Origin of the sequence: Streptomyces sp. NPDC091287, from assembly GCF_044768525.1 — a bacterium.
Lineage (GTDB): Bacteria > Actinomycetota > Actinomycetes > Streptomycetales > Streptomycetaceae > Streptomyces.
This window is the reverse complement of sequence record NZ_JBIVUV010000019.1, coordinates 1-14,765: the sequence shown is the minus strand read 5'-3', so window position 1 is coordinate 14,765 and position 14,765 is coordinate 1. Positions and strand designations below refer to the sequence as shown.

Genomic DNA, 14,765 nt, shown 5'->3' with positions numbered 1-14,765 from the left:
GCTACGCAACCCATGTGGAAACATGCAGGTCAGGCAGTGATTCCATCCGCCTGATGGTCTGGGAGATGACCCGCTGGGGAGAATTTCGGGAGAGCTGCTCTGCCGAGTGCTCCTGTAGCAGGCGATCCAGCACCGCCACGGGAGAGCGGGGAGACATAGCCGCCCGCGCAGCCAGCGACTCTACCCAGAGCCTGTTCAGGTCGGCCAGCAGGCGCACCCGCATCTCCGGCAGGACGTGCTTGTAGCGGCCGGGCGTGGATCCGTCCACGTGTCCCATCCGCTCGTTCGCCAGGACCGGCGGCGTGCCGATGTCCTCGAGCATCGCGCCGTGAAGGTGGCGCAGTCCGTGCTGGGTGAGCCCCTTGGCGACTGGCGCCCAGCAGGCGGTCGACTGACCGGCCGAGTACCGGCCCTTGACGACAGTGCCGGGCCACGTGTCGCCAGCCACCACGCACACGGGGCGTGCAGGCTCCGCGACCCCCTTGGCCGGGTACCAGCCAGTCGCTGCCGGTTCGATGATCCGGCGGCGGTGGTCGTTCCTGCCCCAATGCGACACGTACTGCTCTGGGGCTGGCTCGTGGTCGATGACGCTCAGCTCGATCATCGCGGCGTGAACCCGGTCGCGTGTGCGCTGGCTGGTCATCTCTGGCCGAGTGCGCACGCGGGATACCGTTACCGGCGAGACACCAGCGAGGGCCGCGATGTCCTCGCGTCGCACTCGCAGCTCCTGGCGCAGATCGGCAGCGCGGAACACCGTACGTACGCCGTGGCACGGGCAGGGCACCGGCGGACGCTGGCGGACGTGGTCGCGGAGGAGCCGGTCCAGGAAGGCCGGGGTGTCGACGGTGCGGAAGCTGTCGTTCTTCGGCGCGCCCCGGGCGAACGAGCCGTCGTTCAGCTCGTACAGCTGCTCTTGGACCTGGATGCCACCAGGCGTGACGTACTGCCGGTCCAGTCCCACCGTCTCCCCCCACCGGATGCCCGTGTACGAGACGGCCACCTCCTGGACGAACTCGTCGTCCCTGCCCGAGAGAAGAGCTGCTCGCTCGGCGACCAGCAGCGCGCCCAGCGCCGTCGTAACGACCTTCTCCGGGCTCCGGTTCGCAGCCCGGCCCGCACGGCGGCCGCGGTTCCGCCGGCGCTTCGCCGGGTTCTTGACCATCGCGTCGATGTCCTCGACCGCGTCCTCAAGGATGAGGTGGAGGATGCTCCGGTACCCGTTCACGCTGGCAAGGGCATACGGCACCGCACGTTGGGCGTTGTACCAGATCTCTACGTCCTCCCTGCTGATGTCTGTGATCAGCTTGTCGCCGAAGAACGGGAGCAGGTGGCCCTCGATCGTGGCCGGGTAGTTCTGCATGGTCGACGGGGCGAGATCCTGGCGCGCCCACCACCGCTGGACGTACTCGGCGAACGTCGGGATTACCGACCGGTCGATGTGAGTGCCGGCGCGGACGGTCACCTCGGCTGCGTCGGCGGCCTGCTCTGCTTCACGTTTCTTCTTGAAGCGGATCGTCCGGCCGTCGTCGTCCTTGACCGTGCCATAGCTCCCCGGCGCGATCTTGTACCGGCCGCGGTAGTACGTTCCGGCTCCCGTACCACGCTTCTCGGCGTATCCCACGTCGCCCTCCTCGGCGCCCCCCGCCGGCGCCGGGCGGATGCTCAGCGCTGGCGTACTACGCGGCCCAGGACGGACGGTTCTGCGATGTCCGTCCCGAGCTCCACGATCTCCCCGTTCCACATCTGGAACGTGGCCACGGTCTGCAGCGACAGAGCTGACGCTGCGGTGAGGGCCTTGGCCTGCTCTGGCAGGAACATCCCTCGGTTCAGCACATAGGTCATCCCGCCGCGGTAGACCTTTACGTAGGTCGGTCCCGGAAGGTCACTCTCTGCGAGCCTGAAATTGATCACGTGCCCCGTCCTCACGTTGACGCATATGACAGACGCACTTCGTACGCGCGTTCGGTCACGATACAGACACCAGGGGTGATCAAGAAGGGGTGTGGCGAGTCACTCCTGGCTGCGGGCCCGTTCGTCCGCCTCGATCATCGCCCGCCATCGCCGCGCGTTCTCTGGCGGCATTCCCGCCAGGTGGGACACGACGACCCGCACGTCGTCAGAGAACCCGCCCAGCTCCCGCGCTTCGTAGTCGAGGAACTGGCGAGCGGCGGCAGCCTTGACCATCTGCAAGGGCATGTTGAGGCCGGCCGCGATGCCCGGCACGTTCTCCTTCTTGAGCGTGGTCGCTGCGTTCGTGCCCAGCTTCTGAAAGAACGGTTTCGAAAGCGGGTGCCCGGCCGTAGCGGACCGGTCGGCCATGGCCTGGTACGTCACTCCGGAGTCGTTGACCTGGCGCACCAGCTGGCTCAGCTCGTCCGAATCCATCTCCTGGGCTAGCCGTGCAGGGATGGTGTCGTGTTGTCGCCGCCCTGGCTCCGCTTCCATGACTGCCTCTCCGCGCCTCCCGGCGCTCCGCGTCTCGGGCCACGCTGTCTCTGTCTCAGGGGTGGGGCATCTAAAAAATTACTGGTCACCGCGTACAACCATCCCGGATCTGTAGACGAATCGTCTACAGATCACGGTACCGCCGTGACCTCTTTCACGGAAACACCACATCCAGCCAGCCGTTCGGATTCGTAGCCAGATCGTCTACGGTGTGCTTAAGTGTTCCCGAACGTAGTCAATGCGTTCTGATTTGGAGCCGCCGTGAGAGTCCGCTACCACCTCCGCGACCGGAGCGCACTGCTCTATGTCATGGAGAACCCCGGCCGGGGTGCCCCCTATAGCGTCCGCCAACTGGCAGACGCTGCAGGGCTGGCACCTGCCACGGTCGGGCACCTGGTCAGCGGACGCATGGCGACATGCGACATGGAGGCTGCTCACTCCCTCTCGGAGGCGCTCGGCGTCGCGGTGCTGGTTCTTTTCGCGCCGCCCGCGTCTCCAGATCCGAACAAACTGGCTCCGGGCTATGGCCCGGCAGCCACCGAGACCAGAAGGGTCGACCCGTGCGAACACGCCCGAGCCCCCCACCCGGCCTGATCTACATCGGAGACAGCGCGTCCGGTCCTGGAATCGCCAGCCGCCTGGGCATCACCCCCGGGACCGTCCGAAAGTGGCGCTCCGCCGGCCGTGGACCGCAGACCTTCAAGGTCGGTGGCCGCGTCGTCGCCCGCGAGCACGTGGTTACCGAGTACATCGCCGCGCTGGAGCGGGCCTGATGTCCGCTCTCCCGTCTCTCCACACTCCGGAGGACGTCGCCGAGTCACTGCACGTGTCCGCGTGGTGGGTTCGGGAGCAGGCCCGCAAGGGGCACGTCCACGCCGTCAAGGTCGCGGGGGCCTGGCGTTTCACGGACGCCCAGTACCAGGAACTCCTGGAGCTCCACACCACGACCCCCGTGCCTGCCGTCGCCGACGTGATCCCGCGCCGGCAGCGCCGCACCGAACAGCCCGCCGAGCTTCGGCTCGTCGCCCGGCTTCCGAAGCGGGCGGCTGGCTCCTGACATACGTCGGGGCCGCCGGGACCGGGCCTGGTCCCAAGACGGCCCCTCAACCGGCACATCTCAACTGACTGAGAGGTAACCGTGTCCACCGAGACTATCGGCACCACCCCCCAGCCCGCACCGGCGCCTACGTGGCAGGCGGGTCTGCAGCTGGCGATGAACGCCACGTGGAAGGCGATCGGTATCCCGACGACCGCCCAGCCGTTCCACGCTGGTCAGACGTCCTGGGGCCGCACCGGCGACTACGTCGGCGATGTCCACTACCTGCTGCTCGCCCCGCTCCGGGAGATCGCCGCCGCGTACGACGTCCCGGTGACCGAGACGCGGCCCGCCGGCGGCGGCACGACCTACACGGTCGTCGTCCCGGTCGACGGTGTCGACGTCCACATCTGGACCACCAACCCGGCCGACGCCCCGACCACCACGTCGGCGGTGGCGGAATGAGCACGCTCACGGACTCCTACCTGGCGTGGGACGGGCTCGCCCACCGGCCCGGCTGCGCCAAGCCGTCCTGGACCGTCGACACGCGAACCGAGGATGGGGCGTTCCGCACCGTCATCGGCGGCCCCTCGCACGCCTGCCCCAACGAGGAGTGCGGGCACAGCCAGCGGTACACCAAGACGTCCCTGCGCGTCGTCTGCTCCTCCTGCGGCCTGGCCCTGATCATGTCCGGCGACTCCGACGGCCTGCAGCGGACGAGCACGAAGGAGCTCGGCTACGGGCAGCCACCCAAGAAGGCCGGCGCCCTGTGGCTGTACCCCGGCGCCCCGCTCCTCTTCGGCTGGGGCCACGGCGAGCACGAGGAGCCCGAGGGCTACCTCGTCACCCGGACCCGCGTCGACCGCGTCACCGTCGACAACGTCATCGGCTCCATCCACAAGGCCAGCGGCCCTCGCCAGGGTGTGCAGTGGTCGGCCGCCGCCGTCCCCGACCCCAAGGGCGAGTACGGATACGGCCTCGTCCGCTGGGCCCGGGCGTGCGGCGAATTGCGCTCGCTCACCGCCGCCGCCAAGTGGATCGCAGCCCAGGCCGGTGAGACCGCATGAACCTCCACACCCAGATCACCGGCGCGATCCTCGGTGTCCTGCCCGGCGCGTGCCCGGAGGCGCGGGTCACCGTGGAGCAGCCGCTCCAAACCGGCCGGGACACCTGGACCGGCACCGTGACCGGCCTCGCGCAGCGGATCGCCGACGACATCGAGGGGAAGGACACCCGCACTGCGGGCGGGTCCACCCCGACGATCTCCGCCCGCGATGCCCGTACGACCGTCCTTGTCGCGATCGCCCGGGCCCTGCGTGAGCAGCCCACCGGGGCCCGGCTCCTCGACGGCCTGGACGAGCTCGGCGAAGCCGTCGTCCAGGCGGACCTCGGCGAGATCGCCGCGTGGGCGGACGCACTCGCCAGCCTGGCCCACATCGACGACGCCCTCGGCGCCGCCACCGCGCAGCCCGCGGCCGCCCACACGGACTACCGGGCCCAGCACGAGAGCATCCACGTCGGCCACTACACCACCGAGGCCGAGGCCCGCAGGCACTGCGAGGCCCTCGTCAGCGACGAACACCCGGCCGACCGGACCCTTCTCTTCACCTGGGCCGGCCTCGGCGACGACGACGGCGACCCCGACGACCCGTCCGAACTCGTCGTCCAAGTCGACGGCGGCCCGCAGCAGTTCACCGGGTACGTCGTCGTCCCGCTGGCGGTCGCCGCCGAGCACGACCCCGACGCCGAGTGATGCCGTGCCCGGCCACCTCTGGCTCCTCTGCTCCGTGATCGGTCTCGGCCTGGCCATCGGCGTCCTGATCGCCGTCGGCTGGGCCGCCGACCACCGCGTCAACACCGCCCGTAAGCACCGCAAGTCCCGTGAAGGGGGAGCGTCATGACGCTCGTACAGCCCGAGGCCAACGCTCGGAAGAAGACCGACACCACCGCCCTGATCGCCCTGGGCCTGGCCGCCATCGCTACGCACCACGAGGAACTGCGGGAGCAGGACCGACTGGACGACGAACGCGCCGTCCGCTACGCCCGGTCGGAAGCCAGGGCCACGTTCGGACCGGACGCCTCCGACGTCCTGGGCGAGTGGCTGCCCTCCTCGGTCATGCCCGAGGGCATGTACCAGGCGGTTGTAGAACTGACCCCGAATACGTCCCTGATCTGCACGGCCCCGCGCGACGAGAACGCGGCCACGTTCGAGGTGCTGACGTACTGCGGGACGTGCAACAGCCACTCGACCACGGCCGTCGGCTCGCTGGCCGAGTTGGTCGGCGCGCTGCGCACGGCCGGTGTCCGCTGATGGCCTCCCTGCCCCGAGGGTTCAACGACGCACCGTCCTCGCGGATGCGCCGACCGGCGAACGCCAAGTCCGAGGCGCTCGAGGTGTACGGCATGCCCCGGGCGCCGCTGCCGGCGGACCTGCCCGGCACGTGCCGGACCCCGACATGCGGGATCTCGTGCCCGGAACCCGCCCCGTCCGGGTGGGCACGGGTGCAGGTCCTCGGCCGGCGCCCGTCGGCCCGGGCCTGGTGCTCGGCCCAGTGCGCCTCCTACGCCCTGGCCCACCCGACCCGCCGCGCGGTCGGCGGCCCGGGCACCTGCCAGCAGCAGGAGTGCGGCACGGCCGACACCACGGCGGCCGACACGTCCGGGTGGATCCGCACCCAGATCATCGACTCCACCGACGGGGTGCGTCTCTGGTGCTCGGGCCTGTGCGCCGTCTACGGCCTGGCCCTGGCCGAGCTCCGCATGGAGGTCCTCGCCGATGCCTGAACAGATCCCCTTCCTGCTCCTGGCCCTCGGCCTGGTCGCCGTCCTCCGGTGGCTGTCCGCCGCGCTCGCCACCGGACGCGGCGTCGTGGTGGCCCCGGCCCCCGTCCGGGACACCGAGACCCGTATCCACGTGGCCTGCCACCGGCCGAAGTGCGCCCACATCGAGTGGCCGCACGACGTCACCGACGAGGGTCTGCGCTGCACCCACTGCGGCGAGATCAACGCCGACTCGTGAGCGGGTCCGTCCGCCCGTGCGGCGACCTCGACCGACGACACGGCCTGGTCTACGCCCGCCGGTACGTCATCGGCTACCGGTGCGACCGGCACACCCCCTCGGCCGTGCGCGGCCTGCCCGAGCCCCCGCCGGGGCCGGGCTGGCCGCCCGGCAACTACCTCAACCACCCCGACCGCAACCCGCACACGAACCTGCCCGTAGAGGAGCCGCCGTCATGACGACCGCCGCCCGCCCCACCCCGACCCAGATGCCGTCCCGCCGCCGCACCCCGGCCGCCGCCGAGACCCCGACCCTGGACAGTCGGCCGGCACACCGGCAGCCGTGGGAACGGGCCATCCTCGCGTCGTCCCTGCCCGGCAATCACCGCTTCGTCGCCATCGCGCTGTCGACCCACGCCGACGGCCGCGGGCACATCGCCCGCCAGCCCCGGGTGATCGGCCTCGTCCACGCCACCGGGCTGCACGTCAACCAGGTCCGCGTCGCCCTCGCCACCCTCGTCGACCGCGGCTTCCTCCGCCGGCCCCCGGCCGACAGCCCCATCGACAACGTCGACCTGGTCCTCACCCTGCCCCCGGGCGCGCTCGCCCGCGCCCGCCGCGCCCACCAGGCCACCCTGTAAAGCCTCTTGGAGAGCCCGTGACCGAACTTCCGCACGACCCCTACATCACCGCCGTGATCGAGGCCCTGACCGCCGCCGGGCTGGAGCCGGACGCCTGGTGGACGTCCGACGCCGAGATCGACCCCTACGCCACCGGCGACGACGCGGGCTGCATCACGATGCTGAACGCCGTCATCGCCTGGGACGACACCAGGGTCGACGAGGACGACGAGACCGGCCGGGACGGCCTGTTCCTCTTCTGGGACCACCCGGCCGAGCAGTGGCAGTACGCCCGTCCCCGCTCTGAAGGCGGGAACACCGAACCGGAGTACCTGCCCAAGCTCGGCCTCTACTCCGACCCGGACGCCGTCGCGGCCGCCGCCCGCGCCCTGCTGGCCGACCAGCCCTTCCCCGACGGCCACGCCCCGTACTGGCACCCGGCCGACACCCTTCGCGCCGCCGTCACCGCGTGGGCCGACCGCCCCTCGGAGCCGTCGGCCTGATGTCCACTGCTCTGCTCGCCACCGCTGAGCCCCGCCGCACCCGCGGCGGGGCCAACAGTGCTGTGCGCTACAACCGGCCCCGCCGGAGGAGCGAGCAGAGCGTCTGGATCCCCGAGTCCATCTACCGGGGCGACGACTTCAACGACGAGGCCGCGGCCGTCTACATCAAGACGGCCGCCCTGGACGCCCGCCGCTCCTGGCCCGGCGCCCGCCGGGACGAGGACCCGTGCACCGCGTCCGTCGCCGAGCTCGCCGCCGCGCTGGGTATGTCGCCGTCCGCCGTGGAACGCGGCCTCACCCAGCTCAACCGGGACACGCCGGACGGCGGAGAGCCGTGGCTCCGGACGAAGCAGCGCACCCACCGCGGCGGGCGCGGCCGCTCCGCCCTGCGCTACGTCCGCCTCGTCCCACGCGACCAGCCCGCCCTGGAGGTCCCCGTACGTGTCGCCGAGGCCCTCCCGCCGCGCCGTCTGCGCGCCTGGCTCCACCTCGCCCGCGTCACCGCCAAGGGCCTCCCCGTCACTGCGGCCGAGCTCGCCGGGGAACTGCGGCATCACAGCGGTAAGAGCGCGGGGAAGCCGCTGTGCGAGAAGACCGGCCGCCGCCTCATGGACGACCTGGAGGCCGCCGGGTGGCTCACCCTCGGCCGCCGGGCCGGTCAGCAGGCCCGCCACGCCGTCACTGTCAACACCAGCCCCCTGCACTCCGTCCGCGCCACCACCGAACCGGCTGTGGACGAGCCTGTGGACGACGCCCTGTTCCCCGTCTCCGACCTGCTGGCCCCGCCCGCTACGGACATTCATGACGGGGTGGGTCCGGACGATCAAGACGGGTCCCTCGCGACTAGGGAAGACAGCTCCTCTACTACTGACGGGCGCGCGGGGGATCTTTCGATCCGCCGGAGGCGAGACTCGGGTAGTTACGGGCCCCGGGCTGTGGAAAACGTGGCCGGGCCGACGTTCCAGAGCGCGGCTCAAGGCAAAAAGCGCAGCAACGGCGAGGCTGGCACGTACCGCGGGCCGGGACTGCAGCTGTCGCCCCGGGTCTGGCAGGTTCTTGAGCCCGTACGCCACGAGCTCCCCGCCATCAGCCCGTACGTGCTGCGGCGCGTCGGCCAGGAGGTCGGCCGCCAGCTGTCCGCCGGAGTCGGTGCCGAGCGCCTCACCGCCCGCCTCACCGCCCGCTGGGCGTCCACCGAGGATCCGCGCCGCGACGTCGGCCGGTGGCTCCTCGGGGCCGGGCTCGTCCGCCGCGGATGCCGCCTGCCGTCCTGCGAGTCCGGCACCATCTGGGCCACCGGCGAGCGCTGCTCCCTGTGCGCCAACATCGCCGCCGAGGCCGAGCGCCTGGCCGCCGAGGAGGCCCGGGCGCAGCAGCCCGTCCCGACCGAGGCCCCGCCCGAACCGCCGGCCCCGATACGGCCGCCGACGACGTGGCTCCCGATGCCCCCGCCGCCGGACCCCGGGCCCGAGCCTCCGGGCGCGGACGAGCGGGAGCAGCTGCGCGCGGCCGCGACTCCCGAGGCCGTCCGCCAGGCGCTCGCCGAGCACGGCGCGCCCGCCGCCATCCGCCTCTACGGCAGGGCCCTCGTCCTGCCCCACCTCACCGGCCAGCACGACGAAGGGACCACCGCATGAAGCCCGCCAGCCACCACCTCGCCCGCTGCCGCCGCTGCAGCGCCCCGATCGTCTGGTGCCTCACCTCCGCCAACGGGAAGCGGCAGCCGGTCAACGCCGCGCCTGACGCGACCGGGAACGTCGCCGTGATGCAGGGCGCTGACGGCCTGTTGTACGTCCGCACCGTCACCGCCGCCCGCCCGGAGATCCGCCCGGGCGAGTGGCAGGCCATGCCCCATCACGCCACCTGCTCAGCACCTCCGCCGAGGCGCAGCAGCGCGCCGACGTCGCGGGCGACGCAGGGAGTGAGGCCGGTCCCGTGGCAGCGCTGACCCCCGAGGACGCCGCGGTCCTGGAGCGCGCCGAGGCCGGCCGGGAGGAGTGGCCCGACGGTACGTACGCCGGGACCCGTTCCTCGCGTACGGCCGGACAGCCGGACCCGGACGCCGCCGACCACGTCCAGGAGCTCACCGAGGCGCTGGAGGGCTGGCGGGTCGGCACCCGCTCCACCCTCGCCGACCGCGCCGCCAGCCACGTTCCTCCCTCTCAACTGATCACCGAAAAGAGGAAGCCGTGATGATCTCCGCCCGCCTCCGCTACACCGGCATGTCGCTCCTCGCCCTGGCCGCGCTCGTCACCGGCCTGGCCCAGCTGCTGGACCACCACTGGCCCGGTGCGGTCCTCGGCCTGGCCCTCACCGTCGAACTGCTCCTCGGGTGCCGGCGGATCCGGCGCACCGCCGAGCGCCACCAGGACGAGCAGCGCCACCAGCTCGGGGCCCTGCATGCCGAGGAGCTGTCCGCGCCCGCCGAGCACTGCGGCGACCAGCCGTCGGAGGTCTTCACCTGGATCCACCCGGGCCAGTACAGCGAGTGCCTGCTGCGCCCCGGGCACCAGGGCAGCCACGCGGACGAGCACGGGAGGCGCTGGTGGTGGATCGACACCGGACTCCCGCCCCACACCCGGGCGCAGCAGTGGTGAGCCTCTCCCTCGTCATCCACTGCGAGGCCTCGTACGGCTCTCACGGCACCTGCGGGGTCTTCCTGCCGACCGGCACCACCGACGAGACCGAGGCGTACGCGATCGCCGCCCGGGCCGGGTGGAGCACCGGCCCCGACCGCTGCCCCGGCCATGCTCCCCTTCCCCGCACAACCGGCCGCACTGTCCGCCGGCTCCGTCCCGCCACTGAGAGGACCTCGACACGATGACCACCGACCACACCAGCCCGGCCCGCAACGCCGCCGAGCTGCTCGTCGACCAGGGCGAGCACGTCCACTACGTCAGCGAAGGGCAGGCCCTGTGCCTGTCCGGCCGCTGCACCACGGCGGTGGGCCCGTGACCGCCCAGTTCGCCCGCGGGTTCCGGCTCCACCTGCCCCACGGCCAGGTCCTCGACGGCGCCGAGCTCCCCGGCGGCCGCGCATTCGTCATGGACGACCCGACGTGGGGCCTCGGCAGCACCGCCCGCACCGTCGAACTCCTCCAGGCCGGCTACCCCGACGCCCGCATCGAATGGGCCGACCAGCAGCCCACCACGGACGAGGACCCGTGCTGAGCGCGCTTCTGTACCGGCTGCGGTACCACCACCGGTCCGACCGGGCGCGCCGCCGCCGCCCTATCTGTCGCTGTGGCCGGTCCCACCCTGGCCCCCGCTGACCCTTTTGACCCGCCGCACCACCCGGAGCGCCACCATGAACGACATCTGCCTCTCCTGCTTCGGCCGCCTGCCCGACGACTCCCCGCGTACGGGCTGCGAGGCCTGCGAATACAGCGTCCACACGTGGCTCCGGGAGCTTCCCCGCCACCTGGTGCTCCTCGCGGACATGCTGACGCCGGACACCGGCCCCGCCCGCCGCGGCGGCGTCGGCCGCGCCCACGCCCCGCTCCCGATCCGCCTCGAGGTCCTCGACCTCACCGGCCCCGGACAGCCCGTCCTCCTGGACGACCCGCACGGCGACCAGACCGGAGGAGTGCCCATGACCCCGCTGCTGTACGGGTGGGCGCGCTTCCTCGCCGCTGACTACCCGTCGGTGCGCACCGACGCCCACGGCACCGTCCACATCGAGCGGTGCAACAGCGCCCGGGCCCGGGACGGCGCCCGCCTCCGGAACGTTGCCGACGTCCCCGGCCTGTGCCGGTGGCTCGACGCCTACCTCCCGTACGCCGCGACCCGCCCGTGGTGGGACGACATCTACGAGCAGATCGAGCAGCTGCTCCACCGGGTCCGCCGGCTCACCCACACCCGGCCCGTCACCCGGGCCAAAGACGCGCCATGCCCCATCTGCACCGGCTGGTCACTGGTGGAGAAGGAGGACGAGCTCCACATCGTGTGCACGGTCTGCCCTGTCCGCCTCACTCCCGAGGAGTACGACGCCCACCGTGCCCAGGTGATGCCCGCGCTCGCCTCCCTCGCCCTCCGTATCGCTGCCACCCAGCAGACCGCCGCCTGACAGCCGTACGCTTCTCCACAGCACTGCGCCCCCTGCCCGATTCTCACGGGCAGGGGGCGCAGCTGCGTTCGGTCACGCCTCGGGGGCCGGCTTCTTCGGCGGCCGCTTCGTGACTCCGTCGATGATGTCCCGGACACGGCCGAAGGAGATGCCGAGCTCAGCAGCGATGGCGCGCAGGGACATGCCGTCGTCCCGCATCTCGGTCACGGCCTGCTGCCGCATCTCGCGTACCTTCGCCTGCTTCTCCGGCATGGCGTCCAGCAGCTGCGTCAGCCGCTTCGCCCGCGCTGCAGGGGTCTCGGCCGTACCGAGGGCGTCGATGGAGTCGAGCACCTGCTGCACCTCCTGGTCTCTGTCGGCCATACCGCTCCTTCCCGGAGCGCGGATACCGATCTGCTTGTGTGGGGACCCTACACTGTGTAGAGTCCCCACACAACGAACGGGAGCCCGCTCCCATCGCTCAACAAGTAGGCCCCGGCCGGCGGTCGCACGCCATATGGCCGGGGCCAGCCAACCGCCTGAGCTACCAGGAGGATGACCATGCGCGATCGTAACCGTGGGCGTGCCGTACCGGCAGCCCGCAACCCCCAGCCTGACCCCTTCGCCGAGCAGCTGCGCGAGCTCCTCGCACGTCCCAGCCTCTCCGCCCAGCTGCTCCAGCACGCCGCCGAGCACCTGACGGCGATCCGCCCCACCGAGCCGCTCACCCTCGCCGGATGGGGCCGCGCCCTCGCCCGCGCCGACGCCCGGATTCTCTCGGGCTACCCGCCGGCCGTCGCCCAGCACGCCGGACAGCGCGCCATGGCCGCCCTGGACCCCGCCCTGTGGGCTACCTCCCGCACCCGAGGCGAGTGGGCCCTGTGCCTGAACGCCGCCGCCGGAACCGTCTGATGGCCGCTGCCCAGCTCGCCGTCACGAGCTCCCGCACGCTGGCCCACCGGCTCCCCGCGATCCTCACCGCGGCCGCCAGCCGCCTCGAGCAGATGACGCCGCAGGCCGCCATGAGCGAGCAGGCCCGCCGCGCCGAGATCCAGCTCAGCGTCTGGGACCACCACGGCGTCTACAACGATGTCGCCGTCGGCCGGGACATCACCGCCACCCTCGCCGCCGTCCGCGACGTGCCCCTCACCGGCACCCGGGCCGCGTATGCCGCCCGCCTGCGCGCCGCCGCCACGGCGGTGAACCGCTGATGGCCGCCGAGGAGATCCCGGAGGTCAGCCCGGAGCTCGCCGCCGCCCGGTACCTGGCCCGCCAGGAGGTGGCGCTACAGAACCCCTCCACCGCCGAGCCCGACACCGCCCCCACGCAGGGCGACGACGCCAGCACCACCACCTGCTGAACCGCCCGGCCGGGCGCACCCGCTGCGCCCCGCCGGCCCACACCCCGGAGCACCCGATGCACACCGTGCACCCCCTCGCTGTCGCCGTGATCCTCGCGGCCGTCGTCGCCGTCATCCTGTTGAAGCGGTGACCCCGATGCCCCGTACCCGCACCGTCGAGCGCAGCCGCCTCGTCCCGCACACCATCGACGGCACCACCCACCTCGTGCTCGACCGCTACAAGGTCGACGTCCCGCAGCCCCCGCGCGACTGGGACCGCGTCGTCCTGACCGGGGTCACCGCGGCCGCCGCCGTCATCGGCGTCGCCTCGATCATCTGGTCGACCGCGAGCATCGGCAGCCTCCTCGACCTCGTCGTCCCCCTCACCGCCGCCGCCTACGCCGCCGCCCTGGTCTTCGACCTCGTGTGGCTGTCCTGCATGGCCCTGGAGTGGCTCGCCCGCTACGACCAGGACCGCGCCGCCCTCCCGCGCCGCGCCGGATACGTGGCCCTCGGCATCGCCATGGGAGCGGTCGGCGCCCACGGCTGGATCTCCGGCGAGGCCGCGATCGGCTTCGTCGCCGCGACCGTGTCCGGCCTCGCCAAGGTCATGTGGACCGTGGTGCTGCGCCACCACGCCAAGCCCCTCGACAGCCACACCCAGCAGTGGGTCGACGCCGAGCGCGCGAAGGCCGGCGGCCGCCTCGCAATGGTCTCCGTCCGCCGCGAGCTCACCCGCGCCGAACAGGCCGTCGCCGCCGAGCGCGCCGCGATCTCCGGAGCCTCCGGAGAGAATCCGGAGGCCGGTCCGGATCATCCGGAGGATCGAACGGAGCGTCCGGACGACGAGGAAGCACCGGCCGCTACCGGGCCGATGACCATTGCGGATGCCGTCCGGACGGCCGTCTCCAGCGGCATCACCGATCCGGACGCCGTCCTCCGCTACGTCCGGAAGGTCGCGGACGCCAACGCCAAGGAGTCCAGCGTCGAGCGGTACCTCCGGACCGTCCGGAAGCCCGCATGAGCGCCCCGGAGAACGCCGAGAGCAGGCTCAAGGGCTGGCTCCGCGACCGCATCGACGGCCCCGTCGTTGCCGAGCCTGAGCAGCCGCCGCTCGTCCAGGTCCACATCGTCCCGACGCCGGACCCGGCCGCCGAGGACGACGACCAGGAGCAGGACCTCGACGACGCGGCCGCCGCAGAGCCGGAGCCGACGCGCCCGTGGTGGGACGTACGCCCCGCCCCGTTCGGTGGCCGCACTGCGGAGCCCGAGCCCGCGGCCACGCAGCAGACGGTCGAGGCCGCGCCCGGCATCCACGTCACGGTCAACCAGCCGCAGCAGGCGCCGCCTCCGTGGCTGGCCCCGGACCCGGCCGCCGTCCGGGCCGCCGAACGGCTTCACCGTCTCCGGGTCTGGTTCATCTACCACCTCGCCGCAGGCACCGCGGGCTGGGTGTTCGGTCTCGTCGGCCTGATGCACGACGTCCTGGTCGACGCCGGACGGCAGGGGGCCGGCGTCGGCATCGCCATGGGCTTCGTCGCCTGGATCGTCGCCTCCTACCTGCCCGGCCTGCCCTACATGCCCCCGGCCCTGCGCCCCGCTCTCGTCTGGGCCGCCCGTATCCCCGTCAGCTCCGCCGCCCTGGCCCTGGCCCTCTACGGGCCCGGCACCGTCTAGGAGACCCCTCGTCATGTACCTCGCAGCACCCGCCAGCGGCGGCACGTTCGACTACGTCGGCGCCGGTGGACTCGCCCTGATCGCCACGGCCGTCCTGGTCTTCG

General features: G+C 72.3%; 28 protein-coding genes. 24 read left to right on the top strand and 4 right to left on the bottom strand.

What is annotated here, in order from left to right; genetic code table 11:
- Position 1: 1 nt before the first annotated feature.
- The 3 genes from ACIQRW_RS28885 to ACIQRW_RS28875 form a co-directional block, all read right to left on the bottom strand.
- Positions 2 to 1,621 (bottom strand): LacI family DNA-binding transcriptional regulator, encoded by a 1,620-nt coding sequence (locus ACIQRW_RS28885; RefSeq protein ID WP_403765478.1) that lies wholly within the window; start codon positions 1,619 to 1,621, stop codon positions 2 to 4.
- A gap of 41 nt (positions 1,622 to 1,662) precedes the next feature.
- On the bottom strand, positions 1,663 to 1,911 hold the full coding sequence (locus tag ACIQRW_RS28880; RefSeq protein ID WP_403765476.1) for a hypothetical protein: 249 nt from the start codon (positions 1,909 to 1,911) through the stop codon (positions 1,663 to 1,665).
- A 99-nt stretch (positions 1,912 to 2,010) separates the two neighbouring features.
- Positions 2,011 to 2,385 (bottom strand): hypothetical protein, encoded by a 375-nt coding sequence (locus tag ACIQRW_RS28875; RefSeq protein ID WP_403765474.1) that lies wholly within the window; start codon positions 2,383 to 2,385, stop codon positions 2,011 to 2,013.
- A 620-nt stretch (positions 2,386 to 3,005) separates the two neighbouring features.
- Between ACIQRW_RS28875 and ACIQRW_RS28870 the strand changes: the two genes are divergently transcribed.
- The 19 genes from ACIQRW_RS28870 to ACIQRW_RS28780 all read left to right on the top strand — a co-directional run bounded on the left by ACIQRW_RS28870 (position 3,006) and on the right by ACIQRW_RS28780 (position 11,666).
- Entirely contained in the window at positions 3,006 to 3,218 is a 213-nt protein-coding gene (locus ACIQRW_RS28870; protein ID WP_403765472.1) for a helix-turn-helix transcriptional regulator, read from the top strand.
- The gene (locus tag ACIQRW_RS28865; protein ID WP_403765470.1) at positions 3,218 to 3,502 is read left to right on the top strand and encodes a hypothetical protein; all 285 of its coding nucleotides are present in this window, start codon (positions 3,218 to 3,220) and stop codon (positions 3,500 to 3,502) included. The genes ACIQRW_RS28870 and ACIQRW_RS28865 overlap by 1 nt, the downstream gene beginning before the upstream one ends.
- Positions 3,503 to 3,583: 81 nt before the next feature.
- Entirely contained in the window at positions 3,584 to 3,946 is a 363-nt protein-coding gene (locus ACIQRW_RS28860) for a hypothetical protein (protein WP_403765468.1), read from the top strand.
- The gene (locus ACIQRW_RS28855) at positions 3,943 to 4,548 is read left to right on the top strand and encodes a hypothetical protein (protein ID WP_403765466.1); all 606 of its coding nucleotides are present in this window, start codon (positions 3,943 to 3,945) and stop codon (positions 4,546 to 4,548) included. Before ACIQRW_RS28860 ends, ACIQRW_RS28855 begins: the two co-directional genes overlap by 4 nt.
- Positions 4,545 to 5,234 carry a hypothetical protein gene (locus tag ACIQRW_RS28850; protein WP_403765464.1) on the top strand — a complete coding sequence of 230 codons (690 nt, stop codon included), beginning with the start codon at positions 4,545 to 4,547 and terminating at the stop codon, positions 5,232 to 5,234. Before ACIQRW_RS28855 ends, ACIQRW_RS28850 begins: the two co-directional genes overlap by 4 nt.
- Positions 5,235 to 5,238: 4 nt before the next feature.
- Positions 5,239 to 5,382, top strand: coding sequence for a hypothetical protein (locus tag ACIQRW_RS28845; protein ID WP_403765462.1), 144 nt, complete (start codon positions 5,239 to 5,241; stop codon positions 5,380 to 5,382).
- Entirely contained in the window at positions 5,379 to 5,792 is a 414-nt protein-coding gene (locus tag ACIQRW_RS28840; protein WP_403765460.1) for a hypothetical protein, read from the top strand. Before ACIQRW_RS28845 ends, ACIQRW_RS28840 begins: the two co-directional genes overlap by 4 nt.
- Positions 5,792 to 6,265 carry a hypothetical protein gene (locus tag ACIQRW_RS28835; protein WP_403765458.1) on the top strand — a complete coding sequence of 158 codons (474 nt, stop codon included), beginning with the start codon at positions 5,792 to 5,794 and terminating at the stop codon, positions 6,263 to 6,265. The genes ACIQRW_RS28840 and ACIQRW_RS28835 overlap by 1 nt, the downstream gene beginning before the upstream one ends.
- Positions 6,258 to 6,500, top strand: a complete 243-nt coding sequence (locus tag ACIQRW_RS28830; RefSeq protein WP_403765456.1) for a hypothetical protein — start codon at positions 6,258 to 6,260, stop codon at positions 6,498 to 6,500. The genes ACIQRW_RS28835 and ACIQRW_RS28830 overlap by 8 nt, the downstream gene beginning before the upstream one ends.
- Entirely contained in the window at positions 6,497 to 6,718 is a 222-nt protein-coding gene (locus ACIQRW_RS28825; protein ID WP_403765454.1) for a hypothetical protein, read from the top strand. Before ACIQRW_RS28830 ends, ACIQRW_RS28825 begins: the two co-directional genes overlap by 4 nt.
- On the top strand, positions 6,715 to 7,119 hold the full coding sequence (locus ACIQRW_RS28820; RefSeq protein WP_403765452.1) for a hypothetical protein: 405 nt from the start codon (positions 6,715 to 6,717) through the stop codon (positions 7,117 to 7,119). The genes ACIQRW_RS28825 and ACIQRW_RS28820 overlap by 4 nt, the downstream gene beginning before the upstream one ends.
- Before the next feature lie 17 nt (positions 7,120 to 7,136).
- Positions 7,137 to 7,601 (top strand): hypothetical protein, encoded by a 465-nt coding sequence (locus tag ACIQRW_RS28815; protein WP_403765450.1) that lies wholly within the window; start codon positions 7,137 to 7,139, stop codon positions 7,599 to 7,601.
- Positions 7,601 to 9,238, top strand: coding sequence for a hypothetical protein (locus tag ACIQRW_RS28810; RefSeq protein ID WP_403765448.1), 1,638 nt, complete (start codon positions 7,601 to 7,603; stop codon positions 9,236 to 9,238). The genes ACIQRW_RS28815 and ACIQRW_RS28810 overlap by 1 nt, the downstream gene beginning before the upstream one ends.
- Positions 9,235 to 9,549 (top strand): hypothetical protein, encoded by a 315-nt coding sequence (locus ACIQRW_RS28805; protein ID WP_403765446.1) that lies wholly within the window; start codon positions 9,235 to 9,237, stop codon positions 9,547 to 9,549. The genes ACIQRW_RS28810 and ACIQRW_RS28805 overlap by 4 nt, the downstream gene beginning before the upstream one ends.
- On the top strand, positions 9,537 to 9,794 hold the full coding sequence (locus ACIQRW_RS28800) for a hypothetical protein (RefSeq protein ID WP_361324598.1): 258 nt from the start codon (positions 9,537 to 9,539) through the stop codon (positions 9,792 to 9,794). Before ACIQRW_RS28805 ends, ACIQRW_RS28800 begins: the two co-directional genes overlap by 13 nt.
- Positions 9,794 to 10,198 carry a hypothetical protein gene (locus tag ACIQRW_RS28795; RefSeq protein WP_403765444.1) on the top strand — a complete coding sequence of 135 codons (405 nt, stop codon included), beginning with the start codon at positions 9,794 to 9,796 and terminating at the stop codon, positions 10,196 to 10,198. Before ACIQRW_RS28800 ends, ACIQRW_RS28795 begins: the two co-directional genes overlap by 1 nt.
- Positions 10,199 to 10,421: 223 nt before the next feature.
- Positions 10,422 to 10,556 (top strand): hypothetical protein, encoded by a 135-nt coding sequence (locus ACIQRW_RS28790; RefSeq protein ID WP_403765442.1) that lies wholly within the window; start codon positions 10,422 to 10,424, stop codon positions 10,554 to 10,556.
- Positions 10,553 to 10,771 carry a hypothetical protein gene (locus ACIQRW_RS28785; protein WP_403765440.1) on the top strand — a complete coding sequence of 73 codons (219 nt, stop codon included), beginning with the start codon at positions 10,553 to 10,555 and terminating at the stop codon, positions 10,769 to 10,771. The genes ACIQRW_RS28790 and ACIQRW_RS28785 overlap by 4 nt, the downstream gene beginning before the upstream one ends.
- A 136-nt stretch (positions 10,772 to 10,907) precedes the next feature.
- Positions 10,908 to 11,666, top strand: a complete 759-nt coding sequence (locus ACIQRW_RS28780) for a hypothetical protein (RefSeq protein ID WP_403765438.1) — start codon at positions 10,908 to 10,910, stop codon at positions 11,664 to 11,666.
- Positions 11,667 to 11,738: 72 nt separating this feature from the next.
- Here the strand turns inward: ACIQRW_RS28780 and ACIQRW_RS28775 are convergent, their stop codons facing one another.
- Positions 11,739 to 12,029 (bottom strand): helix-turn-helix domain-containing protein, encoded by a 291-nt coding sequence (locus ACIQRW_RS28775; RefSeq protein ID WP_403765436.1) that lies wholly within the window; start codon positions 12,027 to 12,029, stop codon positions 11,739 to 11,741.
- Positions 12,030 to 12,206: 177 nt separating this feature from the next.
- Between ACIQRW_RS28775 and ACIQRW_RS28770 the strand changes: the two genes are divergently transcribed.
- The 5 genes from ACIQRW_RS28770 (at position 12,207) to ACIQRW_RS28750 (ending at position 14,661) form a co-directional block, all read left to right on the top strand.
- Positions 12,207 to 12,557 carry a hypothetical protein gene (locus ACIQRW_RS28770; protein ID WP_403765434.1) on the top strand — a complete coding sequence of 117 codons (351 nt, stop codon included), beginning with the start codon at positions 12,207 to 12,209 and terminating at the stop codon, positions 12,555 to 12,557.
- A complete protein-coding gene (locus ACIQRW_RS28765) occupies positions 12,557 to 12,856 on the top strand; it encodes a hypothetical protein (protein ID WP_403765432.1) in 300 nt (99 codons plus the stop codon). Before ACIQRW_RS28770 ends, ACIQRW_RS28765 begins: the two co-directional genes overlap by 1 nt.
- A complete protein-coding gene (locus ACIQRW_RS28760; RefSeq protein WP_403765430.1) occupies positions 12,856 to 13,005 on the top strand; it encodes a hypothetical protein in 150 nt (49 codons plus the stop codon). The genes ACIQRW_RS28765 and ACIQRW_RS28760 overlap by 1 nt, the downstream gene beginning before the upstream one ends.
- A gap of 136 nt (positions 13,006 to 13,141) precedes the next feature.
- On the top strand, positions 13,142 to 14,008 hold the full coding sequence (locus ACIQRW_RS28755) for a protein transporter Sec31 (protein WP_403765428.1): 867 nt from the start codon (positions 13,142 to 13,144) through the stop codon (positions 14,006 to 14,008).
- Complete coding sequence (locus ACIQRW_RS28750; RefSeq protein WP_403765426.1) at positions 14,005 to 14,661, top strand: hypothetical protein; 657 nt, start codon at positions 14,005 to 14,007, stop codon at positions 14,659 to 14,661. The genes ACIQRW_RS28755 and ACIQRW_RS28750 overlap by 4 nt, the downstream gene beginning before the upstream one ends.
- The last annotated feature ends 104 nt before the right edge of the window (positions 14,662 to 14,765 follow it).